Source organism: Nevskiales bacterium, from assembly GCA_035574475.1.
Lineage (GTDB): Bacteria > Pseudomonadota > Gammaproteobacteria > Nevskiales > DATLYR01 > DATLYR01.
Window position 1 is genome coordinate 1 of record DATLYR010000118.1, and the last position, 13466, is coordinate 13466.

16 protein-coding genes are annotated in these 13466 nt (G+C 66.5%); 8 read left to right on the forward strand and 8 right to left on the reverse strand.

Annotated elements, in window-relative coordinates:
• From VNJ47_06885 to VNJ47_06895, 3 genes are all read left to right on the forward strand, one after another.
• On the forward strand, positions 1 to 226 hold a 226-nt coding region (locus tag VNJ47_06885; GenBank protein HXG28554.1), incomplete at its 5' end, for a thioesterase family protein.
• A 16-nt stretch (positions 227 to 242) separates the two neighbouring features.
• Positions 243 to 749, forward strand: a complete 507-nt coding sequence (locus VNJ47_06890; GenBank protein ID HXG28555.1) for a DUF1993 domain-containing protein — start codon at positions 243 to 245, stop codon at positions 747 to 749.
• A gap of 182 nt (positions 750 to 931) precedes the next feature.
• Entirely contained in the window at positions 932 to 1297 is a 366-nt protein-coding gene (locus VNJ47_06895; protein ID HXG28556.1) for a VOC family protein, read from the forward strand.
• 23 nt (positions 1298 to 1320) lie between these two features.
• Here the strand turns inward: VNJ47_06895 and VNJ47_06900 are convergent, their stop codons facing one another.
• The 4 genes from VNJ47_06900 to VNJ47_06915 all read right to left on the reverse strand — a co-directional run bounded on the left by VNJ47_06900 (position 1321) and on the right by VNJ47_06915 (position 6181).
• Positions 1321 to 2979 carry a CorA family divalent cation transporter gene (locus tag VNJ47_06900; protein HXG28557.1) on the reverse strand — a complete coding sequence of 553 codons (1659 nt, stop codon included), beginning with the start codon at positions 2977 to 2979 and terminating at the stop codon, positions 1321 to 1323.
• 261 nt (positions 2980 to 3240) lie between these two features.
• The gene (locus tag VNJ47_06905) at positions 3241 to 4275 is read right to left on the reverse strand and encodes a Rieske 2Fe-2S domain-containing protein (GenBank protein HXG28558.1); all 1035 of its coding nucleotides are present in this window, start codon (positions 4273 to 4275) and stop codon (positions 3241 to 3243) included.
• A gap of 166 nt (positions 4276 to 4441) precedes the next feature.
• The gene (locus VNJ47_06910; protein ID HXG28559.1) at positions 4442 to 5113 is read right to left on the reverse strand and encodes a transglutaminase family protein; all 672 of its coding nucleotides are present in this window, start codon (positions 5111 to 5113) and stop codon (positions 4442 to 4444) included.
• A gap of 159 nt (positions 5114 to 5272) precedes the next feature.
• Entirely contained in the window at positions 5273 to 6181 is a 909-nt protein-coding gene (locus VNJ47_06915; GenBank protein ID HXG28560.1) for an MBL fold metallo-hydrolase, read from the reverse strand.
• A 59-nt stretch (positions 6182 to 6240) separates the two neighbouring features.
• Between VNJ47_06915 and VNJ47_06920 the strand changes: the two genes are divergently transcribed.
• The gene (locus VNJ47_06920; protein HXG28561.1) at positions 6241 to 6705 is read left to right on the forward strand and encodes an NAD(P)H-dependent oxidoreductase; all 465 of its coding nucleotides are present in this window, start codon (positions 6241 to 6243) and stop codon (positions 6703 to 6705) included.
• Between the two features lie 95 nt (positions 6706 to 6800).
• Here the strand turns inward: VNJ47_06920 and VNJ47_06925 are convergent, their stop codons facing one another.
• Together VNJ47_06925 and VNJ47_06930 are read right to left on the reverse strand one after the other, a co-directional pair.
• Positions 6801 to 7838, reverse strand: coding sequence for an ATP-grasp domain-containing protein (locus VNJ47_06925; protein HXG28562.1), 1038 nt, complete (start codon positions 7836 to 7838; stop codon positions 6801 to 6803).
• Positions 7835 to 8878 carry a putative zinc-binding metallopeptidase gene (locus tag VNJ47_06930; protein ID HXG28563.1) on the reverse strand — a complete coding sequence of 348 codons (1044 nt, stop codon included), beginning with the start codon at positions 8876 to 8878 and terminating at the stop codon, positions 7835 to 7837. The genes VNJ47_06925 and VNJ47_06930 overlap by 4 nt, the downstream gene beginning before the upstream one ends.
• 76 nt (positions 8879 to 8954) lie before the next feature.
• Between VNJ47_06930 and VNJ47_06935 the strand changes: the two genes are divergently transcribed.
• From VNJ47_06935 to VNJ47_06945, 3 genes are all read left to right on the forward strand, one after another.
• Positions 8955 to 9785 carry an SDR family NAD(P)-dependent oxidoreductase gene (locus VNJ47_06935; GenBank protein HXG28564.1) on the forward strand — a complete coding sequence of 277 codons (831 nt, stop codon included), beginning with the start codon at positions 8955 to 8957 and terminating at the stop codon, positions 9783 to 9785.
• Entirely contained in the window at positions 9778 to 10353 is a 576-nt protein-coding gene (gene thpR / locus VNJ47_06940; protein ID HXG28565.1) for an RNA 2',3'-cyclic phosphodiesterase, read from the forward strand. The genes VNJ47_06935 and thpR overlap by 8 nt, the downstream gene beginning before the upstream one ends.
• Before the next feature lie 389 nt (positions 10354 to 10742).
• Positions 10743 to 11135 (forward strand): hypothetical protein, encoded by a 393-nt coding sequence (locus tag VNJ47_06945; GenBank protein ID HXG28566.1) that lies wholly within the window; start codon positions 10743 to 10745, stop codon positions 11133 to 11135.
• 27 nt (positions 11136 to 11162) lie between these two features.
• Here VNJ47_06945 and VNJ47_06950 read toward each other — a convergent pair whose 3' ends face one another.
• Positions 11163 to 12026, reverse strand: a complete 864-nt coding sequence (locus tag VNJ47_06950) for a MipA/OmpV family protein (protein ID HXG28567.1) — start codon at positions 12024 to 12026, stop codon at positions 11163 to 11165.
• A gap of 142 nt (positions 12027 to 12168) precedes the next feature.
• Here VNJ47_06950 and VNJ47_06955 point away from each other — a divergent pair, with 142 nt between their 5' ends.
• A complete protein-coding gene (locus VNJ47_06955; protein HXG28568.1) occupies positions 12169 to 12627 on the forward strand; it encodes a DUF2834 domain-containing protein in 459 nt (152 codons plus the stop codon).
• A gap of 33 nt (positions 12628 to 12660) precedes the next feature.
• On the opposite strand, the gene VNJ47_06960 is transcribed toward VNJ47_06955, so the two are convergent.
• Positions 12661 to 13466: NAD-dependent epimerase/dehydratase family protein (locus VNJ47_06960; GenBank protein HXG28569.1), on the reverse strand; the 806-nt coding region annotated here is incomplete at its 5' end.

Sequence of the window (13466 nt, forward strand, 5' to 3'; positions counted from 1 at the left end):
GCCGATCGCGCTGTCGCACCTGAAAACGCCCGCCCCCGGCAGCTCGATGACCTGGATGCTGGAATTCATCACCGAGCACTACACGCAGCTGCCGCTCGCCGGCTGGCGTGTGGACGCCCAGCTCGTGTTCGCCGGCGCGGGCTACACCAGCCAGTCGGCCATGGTCTGGGGACCGGGTGGCGTGCCGGTGGCGCTCAGCCGCCAGAGTATGGTGATATTTGGATAAACCCCAAGGAGTCCCGATGAGTCTTTCGATGTACCAGGCCTCGATCCCGCCGCTGCTGCGCATGCTCGGCAACTTCAAGGCCATTCTGGAGAAGGGCGCCGCCTACGAGGCCGCGAAGAAACTGGATCCGTCCGTGCTGCCCAATTGCCGGCTGTACCCGGACATGCTGCCGCTGCGCGCCCAGGTTTACATCGCCACCGACGTAGCCAAGGGCTGCCCGGCACGGCTGTCCGGCACGGAGCCGGTGAAGTTCGAGGACACGGAGCAGACGCTGGCGGAACTGATCGCGCGCGTGAACAAGACCATCGCCCTGCTCGAGGCCGTCAAGCCCGAGCAGGTAGACGGCTCCGAGGCGCGCGCGGTAACCCTCACCACCCCGCGCGGCCCGCTGCACTTCCAAGGCCAGCAGTACCTGCAGCATTTCGTGCTGCCGAATTTCTACTTCCACGTCACTACCGCGTACAACATCCTGCGGCACAACGGCGTCGAACTGGGCAAGCTGGATTACCTGGGCGGCAACTGAGCTGCGCCCAGCATCGGCACCGCCAGTGATGGCAAGCGTGTTTTCCTCTAGCAGAGAGGTACCTCGGAGGTAATTGACTAAGCGCGCGCAGGATTGGCTGACTGAGTTATGCAAGCGCGCCGGAACCCTGGCAAGGTCGTACTGACGCCCTGAATTCAGCCCGTCATCACAAGGAGATCAACATGATCGGATACGTCACCCTCGGTACCAACGACCTGCCGCGCGCCGCGGCCTTCTACGACGCGCTGCTGGGCGAGCTCGGCGCCAGGCGCACCATGGACTTCGGCACGTTCATCCTGTGGGGCACCGGCCGCGGGCCGGGACTCGCCGTGACCCTGCCCTACGACAAGAAACCGGCTACGGTCGGCAACGGCGTGATGGTGGCGCTGGCGGTGGACAGTAAAGAGAAGGTGGATGCGCTGTACCGCAAGGCTATCGCGCTCGGCGCCACCGACGAGGGCAAGCCCGGCCCGCGTGCCGACAACTTTTATGCCGCCTACTTCCGCGACCTCGACGGCAACAAGCTGAACTTCTTCCACTTCGGCTGAGACATTGCGGCAGCTGCGGCACTTCAACGGCGCTTCGCCCCCCGCCGCGACGGCTTGCGCCATACGTCCAGCAACGCGGCCCATTTGGCGGAGAAGCCCAGCCGCTCGTCGGAGAGCGCATCGAGGAAATCCGACAGACGCTTGGACTTCACCATCGTGTAGAAGGTCAACAGAATCACCGGGATGAAGATGCCGACGAACAGCGCCGCCCGGAACCAGAGCGGGCGGTCGGTCTCGTCCAGCAGATTCATGCCCAGGAAGCCGGTCGTCACCGTGCCGATCAGGCCGAAGATGGTCACCACCGTCAGGCGCACGACCGTGTTCGCCTGCCGGCGCAGCGCGTCGCTGTCGAGGTAGGCGTTCATGCCCTCGACCTCGTCCCTGACCTCGGCATACAGGCGCTCGGTGCCCAAGTGCTCCTGGCACATGTGGTAGAGATCCTTGGCCTGCGCCTGATCCGACACCTCGTGGAACCAGTAGCGATGGGTGAAGCGCAGGAAGATCTCCTTGAGCTGCCGGATCTGGCGCTTGAAGCGCTTGACGGATTCGGGGTCCGAGATGTCCAGCTGGTTGAGGGTGTTCACCAGCCGGTCCGACAGCATCAGCAGCGCCGCCTTGTGCATGTGCGCGATCAGGAACACCAGGAAATACTGATGCCGGAACTGCTCACGCAAGCCGTAATCGGCGTCCATGAAGTAGGGGTCCTCGGCGCTGCCCACCACCATGAAGGCCTCCCCGCTGCACAGCATGCGCGTGCCCGGCGGCCCGTCGCTGCGCGCGCGCCAGAAGCGGTCCAGGCAGTAGCGGAACTCGAAATTGCGCAGGTGATGTTCCGAGAACGGCAGCACGTCGGACGGCCCGGGCGCGGTCACGAATGCCAGCCGGACGAAGTCCGCGCGGGTCAACTGGCGCGGATCCTCCAGCGCGAAGTAGCCGAGCACCGGCATGCGATGGTACTCGAGCAGGCGGTAACGGATCGGGCCCGGCTCCATGGAGTGGTGTAGCACGAGCGGCCGCAGCAGAAACTCCCAGTGGGACGAGATGCAGGGCGCGCGGAAGCGGCAGACGTAGGACAGGTATTTCTCGCGGCGCTCGTAGTCCGACGTGGCCAGCACGACACCGTCTTCGCCGAGCCATTCGACCTTCGCGCAACAGTGGCCGCCGTGGCCGTCGTCCTCCCAGTGGGTCGGATAGGCTCGACCGAAGCGGTACAGGGCCTCCTGGGCGCGCTCGAACTCGATGTCCATCGCCAGAATCTCGACGGCGAGGATCACGATGTCGAGGTCGTAGAAGAAGTACAGATCGACGTGCGCGACCTCGAACTCGATCGGACCTCTCGAATCGCGCGGGAAGGTCAGGCGCAGCTTGCGCACATCGTCGCGCCGGAATACGCGGATGGGCGATTCGCCGGCGGCAGCGCCGCGGCCTTTGCCCTCGCCATACAGCATGCGCTGCACATAGGGCAGGAAGGTCACGAACTCGCCGTAATGCCGCTCCTGGAAACCCGAGGGATCGTCGGTGAACTCGTCCACGATCTCGTGCCAGGGATTCTCGGCGCTGGCGCTCTGCAGCAGCGCCCAGTGGGTCTGGATCTGCGCGTCCTCGCGGATCGGCATGAGCTGCAGCGGCCATAGCAGGATCTGCCGGAAATGCTGCACCCTGCGCTCAGGCTGTTTTTCCAAGCTCCCTCCCCCTTGCGGTTGCCGCCAGGCACAGCCTACCGCCAAGCGGCGCGGCCGTGAACTGCGGCTGGGCCCTTGCGGGCCCGGCCGGATCGCTTTATGGGGAGCTGCGCCCGCGCACGCGGGCTGGGGAAGCTCTGATCATTCGTCACCCCGGCGAAAAGCCCGCCCCGGACTCGATCCGGGGCCGGGGTCCAGAGCCTTTAAAGCCGCTGGATTCCGGCTTGCGCCGGACTGACGAAGGGAATTGGCAGAGGTTCCCTAGATAGCCTCGAGATTGGCGCCGACGTAGAACTGCCGGAACCACTGGCGGAACTGGATGATCGGGCCGTCGCCGTCGCACAGCAGCGGCCTGGCGCGATACTTCTTGTTGTTCCACACGATGAAGTCCACGCTCTCGAAGCCGGCGCTCTCCTCGCCCTCGGCCGCGCCGATCATGTGGTCGATCATCTTCTTGGAGAACGCCAGCTCGGACGTGCCCTCGGCATAGTCCTTGTGCCGGAAGCACATGTTCATCTGGCTCTTTTCCCGGGTGATCGGCACGGTGTACGAGATCATCGTCGCCGTGACCGGCTTCTGCGTGGCCGGATTCATCTGCGTGAAGCGCATGACGTTCAGGCCGGGGCCGTAGGTGTGGCCGACGATGTAGCCCTGGCCGATGTTCAGGATCATCTTGGGGCCTTCGTAGGTCGCCTCCACCGGCGGGATGATCGGGGCGCCGTGCAGGAACTTCAGGTGCGCCACGTCCACGCCGTTCTCGGCGATCTCCTGAATGCAGGTGTTGGCCGTCCAGGTGCCGCGGCGCTTGCCCTCCCAGCCGGCGTCCTCGAGCTCGGGGATATGCGGCAGTTCCCAGGCCGGCGGCTCCAGCTCCGGGTGGTACCAGCACCAGATCATCCCGTACTTCTCCACCACCGGCAGCATGCGCACGACCGGCTGCAGCTTGGTGATCGGCGGCTGGGTCTTGCCGTAAGGCACCTTCTTGCACCAGCCCTCGGTGTCGTACTCCCAGTGGTGGAAAGGGCAACGCAGGTGGTCGCCGCAGACCTTGCCGCCGTGGCCCATATGCGCGCCGAGGTGGGCGCAGTAGGGATCGCTCAGGCCGACCTTGCCGGACTCGCCGCGGAACAGCACCCACTCCTGGTCGAGCAGGAAGACGTTGCGCAGCTCGCCGGGCTTGAGGTTCTCCGAGTAGTCCACGAAGTACCAGCCGATCGGAACCGGGAACGGGCAGCGCTCCAAATGCTTGGATTCGAGCAGGATCTTCTTGTTGATGGTCTTGGGGACAGCGTTCACGTCAGCCTCCTGCGGCTCATCGCCGTAAATCGGGCAATGCTTCGATGCCTCTCCGGCGCCCAGCCCCGTGCGGGCGGGCACCCCAGCCAGCCCCCATGATGCGCGGCGGGGCCCGGCCCAGCCTCACGCATTTGGACGAAATCCGGGGGTGCGGCGGGCCGGGGGCTCAACCGCCGGCGGTTTCCCGTGCCACGTCGCGGTCGAAGTCGGCCCGGTCCTGGGCCAGGGAGCCCGGGTAGTGCTCCGCGAAGGTGCGCACGATGTCCGCCACCGGCACGTCGGCATACTCGCCGCGGAAGTTCAGGTACTCCATGTGCCGGCGCCCTTCGAGGTCGAAGGGGTGGTAGATGGAATCCTCGCTGCCATCGAACTCCAGCGGCTTGAGCCGGAACTTCTCGCACAGCGAGAGATTGAACGCGGGCGTGGCCTTGACCCAGCGGCCGTCGAGCCGGATGCCGGTGTAGCCATGCCAGTAGAAGACGTCCGTTTTCATGGCCTGACGCATGCGCTCGGTGGACAGGTGGTTGCGCACGTCGGCATAGCCCAGGCGCGCGGGAATGCCGAGCGCGCGGCAGGCCGCGGCCAGCAGCACGGCCTTGGTCACGCACCAGCCGCGACCGGTCTCCAGCACGCGGCTGGCGGAGAGGCCCTGCGGGCTGAGATCGAGGCCGTAAGGGTCATAGCGGAAGCCGTCGCGCACCGCGTAGTACAGCGCCACCGCCCGGGCGCGGGGGTCCTGCGCAGTTCCGGCCGCCTCGCGCGCAAAACGGATCACGGCGGGATGGTCGGCATCCACGATGGCCGTGGGCCTGAGATATTCGTCATCGGCAGGGTTCAAGGGCGATCGCTCCGCAAAACTGGCACAGTACAGTGTAAACGGCCTTGGGTGGGCTGCCTTGGTTATCCGGATTACGGGCCGGGTGGCGGTGGGGCTGGCGGTGCTGCAAACGCCGGCGGCGTGGCCGCCGTGGCAGTCCCAGTCTGCGGGTCGTTGCTGTCAGGGCTGAAAACCGGCCTGCAGATAGCCTTGCGCAGCCAAGGCGTCCACCACCGCGCCGTCATGCCCTGGCACGAGTTTCACGCCGGGCTCGTTCTGCAGCAGCTCGCCGAGCGCCTTGATCTGCCCGAACACCGCATGACGGTCCTCCTGGATCAGTAACGTGATCCAGCGTGGGCGCTCGCGCTGCAGCGCCAGGTTGCGCATCTTCCATACGACGTCGCCGAGGAACAGGATTTCGCGCCCGTCGGCCAGTTGCACGAAGACCATCTGGCTGCCCGGGGTGTGCCCGGGGGCCTTGACCAGTACCAGCCCCGGGGCCAGCGCGTGGTACCGCTCATAGCGCAGCGGCGTGTAGCCGTCGAAGGCCCCGACCGGCGGCTTGTACGGCCGCATCCGCTCCGGGTGTGCCAGCTGCAGGTCGGTCAGGCGCAGCCGTGGCAGCAGGCTGGCGAGATCCCCGTGCGCCATGACGCCGCCCAGGTGGTCGAGGTGCTCGTGGGTGATGACGATCTGCGCGGCGCGATCCAGTGCCGCGGCCACCCGCTGCCAGGCCGCGTCGTCATAGGACGGCACCATGAATGCCGGCTTGGCCATGGCACGGCTCATGGCGGCGTCGATCAGTACCGTGCCATCCGGATAGACCACCTGATAGGCGTACACCGGGACAGCCACGGTGGACCAGTCGTCGCCGGCCACCGCCATGTTGCGGGTGAAGGCATAGGACATCACCTTCTCGAAGCGAACCTGCGCGGGTTTCGCCCCGGGCAGCGAATCGGCCAGCCGCCGGACCTCCGTCATGTCGAGCGGGAAATCCGCATCCGCCGGCATGCGGCTGTCCACCGCCAGCCAGTAATAGCCGCCGGCCAGCACCGCCAAGACCAGCATCCAACGCAACAGTCTCTTCATGGGTCACCCCCCGTTTCCGGCAGAGCTTAGCGCATCGATCGGGCGTAGGATGGGTGCGTATGCCGAGAACGCTCCTGATCGTCGCCCACGCGCCCTCGCCCAATACCCGGCGGCTGCGCGATGCGCTGCTGCAGGGCGCACAGACGCCGGAGGCGCCGGGCGTCAGCGTGCTGTGCCTGTCGCCCTTCGACGCCGGGCCGCAGCACGTGGTTGCGGCGGACGGCATCGTCCTCAGCACGCCGGAGAACCTCGGCTACATGAGCGGCGCGCTCAAGGACTTCTTCGACCGCATCTACTACCCAACGCTGGAGGCAAAGCAGGGCCTGCCCTACGCGCTGCAGATCCGCGCCGGCAACGACGGCCGCGGCACGCAGCGCGCGGTGGAGACCATCGTCACCGGCCTGCGCTGGCGCGCGGTGCAGGAAGCGCTGATCCTGCGCGGCGACTTCCGGGAGGAATTCGTCGCGCAGTGCCGCGAGCTGGGTGAGGCCATGGCGGTGGGGCTGGAGGCGGGCGTGCTCTAGTGAGACCCCGATCAATTCCGCTCGTCATACCGGCGCAAGCCGGAATCCGAAGGCTTTGAGGCACGGGACCCCCGCTTCCGCGGGGATGACGTTCGTCAGTTCTTCCGCTGCAGCGCCTGGTTGACCACCATGCGGATCAGCGCCGGATAGGCGATGCCGACCTTGGCCGCGGACTGCGCCAGCTCATCGTCCTTCGCGATGCAGGGATTCACGTTCGGCTCGATCACGTACACCTGGCCGCTCGGTTTCACGCGCAGATCGAAGCGCGCATAACTGCGGATGTTCAGCGCACGATAGGCGCGCTTGCACACGTCCGCGATGTGCTGTTCCAGGCCGTTGGGCAGCTTGCCGGCGAAGGCATTCCGGATACCCCACTTCCGGCGGTAGTCGTCGTCCCACTTGGCCTTGTAGGTGGCGATGCGCGGCTCGTCCTCCGACATCTGTCCGAAGGTGATCTCGCGCGGCGGCAGCACGCGCAGACGCTGGTCGCCGATCACGCTCACGTACAGCTCGCGGCCCTCGATGTATTCCTCGGCGATGGCGTCGAGCTTCATGCGCTCGTGGATCATGTGCATGCGTTCGAGGAAACCCTTCTCGTCGTCCACGATCGAGGCCTGCGAGATGCCGCGCGAGGCCTCCTCGGTCAGCGGCTTGATGATGCAGGGCAGGCGCAGGTTCTTGGGCAGCCAGACCTTGTGGCCGCGGTAGAAGGTGTGGAAGCGCGGCGTGCGCACGCGGTGGAAGCGCAGGATTTTCTTGCACAGGCCCTTGTCGTTGCACAGCGTGATGGCGGCGGGCGTCGCGCCGGTGTAGGGGATCTGCGTCAGCTCGATCAGTGCGGCGATGTTCTTGTCCCAGTGCGTGACGTGGTTGAAGGTCTCGACCAGGTTGAAGATCACGTCCGGCCTGAACTCGGCCACCTCGTCCAGCAGCAGGCGCACGTCGTTGAACAGCCCCAGCCGCCGCACCTCGTACTTGTTCTCCAGCAGCGCCTGGTAGACATCGTTCTCGGTATAGCAGCCCTCGGGATCGGCGAACTCCTCGGTGTAATCGTGGTCGCGGGTCACCGCGTAGGGCATGTCGAACACCATCAGCACGCGCAGCCGCCCTTTGCGGCACTTGCGCGCACTCATATCGGCCCCCGCAGGCGGTTGGTGTAGCGGTAGTTCATCAACAGGCTGGTGATGTAGCTGGTCAGCTTGAGCACCGCCACCGCCTCCGGCTCCTCGGTCACCAGCCGCAGCGCGCGGCTGCGCTGATGGATGGCCTTGAGCACCTCGTTGACCATGTAGCGCCGCTCGCCGGTCCAGCCGGCGACCTGGATGAGCAGGGTCTTGCGGTGCGCCTGCAGCAGCCGGGCGACGGCCAAACGCGTTTCGCCGCGCGCCTTGCCCTCCGCGAACATGCGCTTGAGATTGGCGTCGTGGAAGTCCGGGTAGTTCTCGGCCTCGGCCTTGCGCCGCTTCTGGTAGAAACGGCGCAGCGTGCTGCGGATGCCGCTCGCCTTCCAGTACAGCCGCCCGCCCTTCACCAGCGGCGGCTTGCCGGCGATGCCTGCCATCAGCCTGTCCACGAACAGCAGCTTGTCCAGCGCCTTCCAGCCGGCGTACTCGCTGCGCCAGTCCAGCCCCGGCGTCAGCCAGACGGCGAAGGTCTCGACGAAATCCTCGTCCGGGTGGTACTGGGCGTAGTAGTTGTCCAGGTGCCGCACGAAGCTCTTGCTGTACGGGCGGAAGCGGTAGGTGTCGCCGTAGTCCTGGGTGGATTCGCCGAAGACTTCCTTCCAGTCATGCTTGTGGTGCAGGTTATAGGCGTAGCACAGCGCGTGCCCGGCCTCGTGGCGCAGCAGCTTCATGCACCATTCGATGGTCTCGCCCTCGGCCTCCAGCATCATCTTCTTTTCCAGCGCCGTCAGCCGCGGATGTGCCAGGTAGAAGGGGATGCCGATGACCGGCACGTCCTCGGGCGTGAGCCACTCGTCGGCCAGGTAGCAGCGCGGCTCGAACAGGATGTTCTTGGCCTTCAACTCCGCATGCAGCTGCGCCACGCATTTTTCCAGCCAGGTGTCCTCGATCCATACCGGCAGGTCGCAGATGCGCGTGTCGAGCAGCTGCTCCTCCGGGATCGTGTCGAGGTCGATCGGCGGCTTGTGCTGGTCCTGGCCGGCGGCCATGCCCGCTCCCTCTAATGGCTTTCAGTCCCGTTCAGGCCTGATATTAATAGAGTCAGGGGAACGGGAGGGGAAAACGATGGGGGTCGAGATCCGGGGCAAGACCATCGTCATCACCGGCGCGTCCAGCGGCATCGGCGCGGCGGCGGCGAAGCTGCTCGCGCGCAAGGGCGCGCGCGTCTGCCTGGTGGCGCGCAGAGCCGACGAGCTGGCGCGGGTGAAGGCCGACATCGAGGCGGCGGGCGGGCAGGCCTGGATCTATCCCGCCGACCTGTCGAAGGAGGCCGAGATCGACGCCTGCGCGCGGGCCATCCTCGCCGAGCACCCGCAGGTGGACGTGCTGGTCAACAATGCCGCGCGCTCGATCCGTCGGCTGGTCAGCGAATCGTTCGACCGCTTCCACGACTACCAGCGCACCATGCAGCTCAACTACTTCGGGCCATTGCGGCTGACGCTGGCCATGCTGCCCGGCATGCTGGCGCGCGGCCAGGGGCATATCGTCAATGTTTCCAGCTACTCCACCATGCTGACGGTGCCGCGCTTTTCCGCCTATGTCGCGAGCAAGTCGGCGCTGGAGGGCTTCTCGCGCAGCCTCGCCGCCGAGCTGGTCGGCAAGGCGATTTACGTCACCGTGATCAACTACCCGCTGGTCAAAACGCCGATGACCGCCCCGACGGCCGGTTACCGTTACCTCAAGCAGATGGAGCCGGAAGAGGCCGCAGGCTGGATCGTGAAGGCGATCGAGAAACGCCCGGCGCGCGTCGCCACCTTCATCCAGGCCGCCTGGGGCGTGCTGCTGGCCGCTTTCCCGACGCTGATGACGGCCTATACCGGGCGCTTCATGCTGCGCCGCGCGCGCAAGCTGCAGGCGCGGGTCGAACGCGATGCGCAACGAAACGGCCGTGCCTGAACCCAACCGCCTGTTCTTCGCGCTGTGGCCGCATGAGGCGCTGCGTGCGCGCATCGCCGAACAGGCGGATGCGCTGTTCCAGCGGCGCGGGCTGCGCGGTCACCCCAGCCGCCCGGCGCGTTACCACCTCACGCTCTACTTTCTCGGCGATGCGGTACCCGCCGCAGTCGAGGCCAGCGCACGCCAGGCGGCCGCGCGCATCGAAACACCGCCCTTTGTGCTGCAGCTCGACCAGGCCGGCAGCTTCAACAACCCGCAGGTTCCCGTCTGGTTCGGCCCGAGCGAAATCCCCGCCGAGCTTGCCTACCTCGACCAGGCATTGCGGCGGGCGCTGAAGGGTCTGCCGCTGGGGCCGACGCCGCGCTTCAAACCGCACCTGACCGTGATGCGCGATGCCAACCAGCGTCTGCGCCCGGAGCCGCTGCAGCCGATCAGCTGGCAGGTGGAGGAATTCGTGCTGATCCGCAGCCATCTGGAAAAGAACCGCTTCCGCTACGAGGTGCTGGAAACCTATCCCCTGCGCGGCCGCGCACTGCCGCCGCCGCCAGAACAGGGGCGCTTGTTCTAGAACCTATCCAATAATCCCCGTGAGCCGCGTGACGGGCCGAAATGCGCGGCTGCACGGCGCGCGCGCAGCCCGTAGTGTGCGCTACGGGCAAGCGGCGCAACACCGCAGCCGTGTATTTCGGCCGTAACCCTACGGGACCGGGCACTCTCCTGCGGCTGGCGCGCAGGCAGAGTGCGGCCTGGCTCGATAGCCACTGATTCATAAGGGGTTTTAGCCCCGCCCCGGGGCCGGAACGGGCGCAGTGTGTTACACTGCCCGCGCAATCCGCCAAAAAAGGCCGGTTTCTGACCGCCGGCGCATCGTACCGCTGCCCGACCGCTGTCTTCGACGATGGGCCGCTTTTGACTTCGATGGCCCGCTACGGGCCTGATTTTGCACAGGAAATCGTCATGGCCCTGAAACCGCACATCCTCGAAACCCGGCTGCGCGAAAAGCGCCAGCGCCAGTACCTCGCCGCCCCCGCCCTGGGCGAGAAATTCCCTTCGATCGAGGAAGTGGTGGTGGAATTGCGCTTCACCGATCCCGAAGGCCGCGTGAGCCCCTCGCCGCACAAGCGCATCTTCATCGGCGACATGCAGGCGCACTTCGAATTCCCCTGCCCGCTGCGCGAGTGCACCGGCGGCGGCTACAGCCTGAGCGACACGCTGATCGAGGCACTCTCGCGCCGCCGCCTGGAAACCAGCGGCACGCTCACCTGCGACGGCAAACGCGCGCGTGAGAAGGGCGCCGGCGCCTGCTGCGGGCTCGAGCTGCATTACCGCGCCACCGCGCGCAAGAAGTAGCGGCACTACCCTTAACGACGATACCGCTCAGATCTGCGAGTCCCGCTCGCGCTGCGTTTCCACCTGTGTTTCCGATTCCTTGAGTATCCAGGTGATGGCGAAGCCGGCGGTAGCGAAGCTGCGGTCCTTCACCAGCGGGCTGTCCTCGAAGGTAGCGCCGCTCAGGCTGTCCAGCCGCACGAAGCCGCCGATCCAGAATTTCGGGTAGCGCCTGCTGAGTGCGGCAATGGCCGCGCTGCCGGCATAGCCGCCGTGGGCCTCGTAGGCCGGCCGCTGCGCGGTCGCGAACTTCGGGTCCACGCCGTAGAAGTAGTCGTGGTACTCGCGGGTGCCGAAGATCGGCCCGGCCAGCAGCCCCAGCCGCCAGCCCTGCCAACCGAGCGGATCGGTGACGTCCAGGTTGAGGTTGGGATGCGCGATCCAGCCGATGTGATCGAGGCCGGTGGTGACGACAGCGCGCACCGGCAGGCGCAGGTCGAGCGCGTACTTGCGGGCCGTGTCGCGTGCGAGATGTATTTCGAGCGCCGGGCCGACCTCCACCGCCGGATCGAGGTCCGGCATGCCGCGGCGCGCGTCATTGTCGTCGCTGTCCACCGGGATCGAAGCGTTCAGGCTCACGTCCAGCTCGAGCCGGTCGGACTCGAACAGCCGGCCGCTGACGCGGTTGCGCTCCACGCGGAGGAAGTCGCCGCGATACACGAAATACGGCACCGGCAGCGCCAGGGTGCTGCGCTCGTCCGAGCCGCGGTAGTCGGGGAAGTCGAGCACGCCGATGCCGGCGCCGGCCTCCCACAAGGGTTTCTTTTCCCCCTGTGCCGGCAGGGCGACACACAGCGCCAGGAACAGCGCCGCCATGACGCGCTGGCGATCTGGGCGGGTAGCGGGTCTCATGGAGCCCGATTATGGGCCATCTCAAGCCCAGCACAGATGCCCCGCATTCTAGCCTGCGAGCGCGCTGCGGGCAGCGCCGGCGGGTTCCCGCCTGGCGCAGGATTCGCTACATTCGCGGGTAGCAATCGCAAGGAGGTGCAGCATGAGCACGACGAACAACGGCAACTGGCAGGCGCCGCTCTACTACATTCTGGCGGTCGCCGGCCTGGCGGGCACCTGGGCGCAGGCCGTGGGCTATCTGGACGCCGGCTTCCTCGGCGGCAACCTGCTGTTCTGGAAGGAGACCCTGGCCACCCCGGCCAGCACCTTCATCGTGGTGGACATCTTCGTACTGGGCGCCGCGGTCTTCGTGCTGATGTTCGCGGAAGGCCGGCGGCTGGGCATCGGTACGCCCTGGCTGTGGGGTTATTTCCTCGGCAGCATGCTGATCGGCATCAGCTGCTTCGTGCCGCTGTTCCTGGCGCACCGCCAGCGCGTGCTGCACACCCGGCATCCGGAGCAGAACACGGCGCCGACCGGCGCGGACCTGATCGCGGTCGGGCTGGCCGTGCTGCTGGCGCTGGGCATGGTCGGCTACAGCCTGATGAATATCCCGGCCTGAAGCGCCTCTGCCCTTTTGGGAGAGGCGCTTGCGCTAGCGTTTGTCGCGGATGACGCCGTCGTCAATCATCTGCTGGAAGTGCTCGACGATGGTGGTATCCACGGGCCGAAACGCCAGGCCCAGCTCCTTGCGCGTGTAACTGTTGTCGAACTTGAGCGGAAAGCCGACATTGGCCGAGACGAACCGGCGCGTGAGCCCGCTCATCGGCGCCACCAGCCACACCAGGAATTTGGGGATCTCGCGGCGCGGGAAGTGGTAGCGCCCGCCGAAGCGCTGGCGCAGCAATTGGCCCATGGCGAGCATGGAGATGCTGTCGCTGACGCAGATGTGGCGCCCGCTTGCGGCGGGCGTGAAGCCGGCCCGGATGTGCGCGATGGCCACGTCGCGCACGTCCACCACCCCGAACTCGAGTTTCGGCGCGCCCATCTTCAGCGTGCCGTCCACGAACTGCAGCATGGTGCTGAGGCTGGTGGAGTCGCTGGCGTTGGTCAGCGAAGGTCCGAGCACCAGGCCGGGGTTGATGACGACCAGGTCCCAGCGGCTCTGTGCCTTGGCCATCTCCCAGGCAAGCTTCTCGGCCGCGACCTTGGAGTAGTTGTAGGGCTGGTGGTCCAGGCTGCTGGTGGTGTTCCAGTAGTCCTCGGTGAACACGCCGTCCTGAGTCTGCCGGATGTCCTGCGCATCACCGTAGATGGCGACCACGCTGGAAGTCAGCACCACGCGCTTGACGCTCTCGTTGCGGTTGGCGGCCTCGAGCACGTTGCGCGTGCCCTGTACGGCCGGGTCCACCAGCTCCTTCTGTGCGTCCTTGATGCCCATGATCACGAACGGTGAGGCGG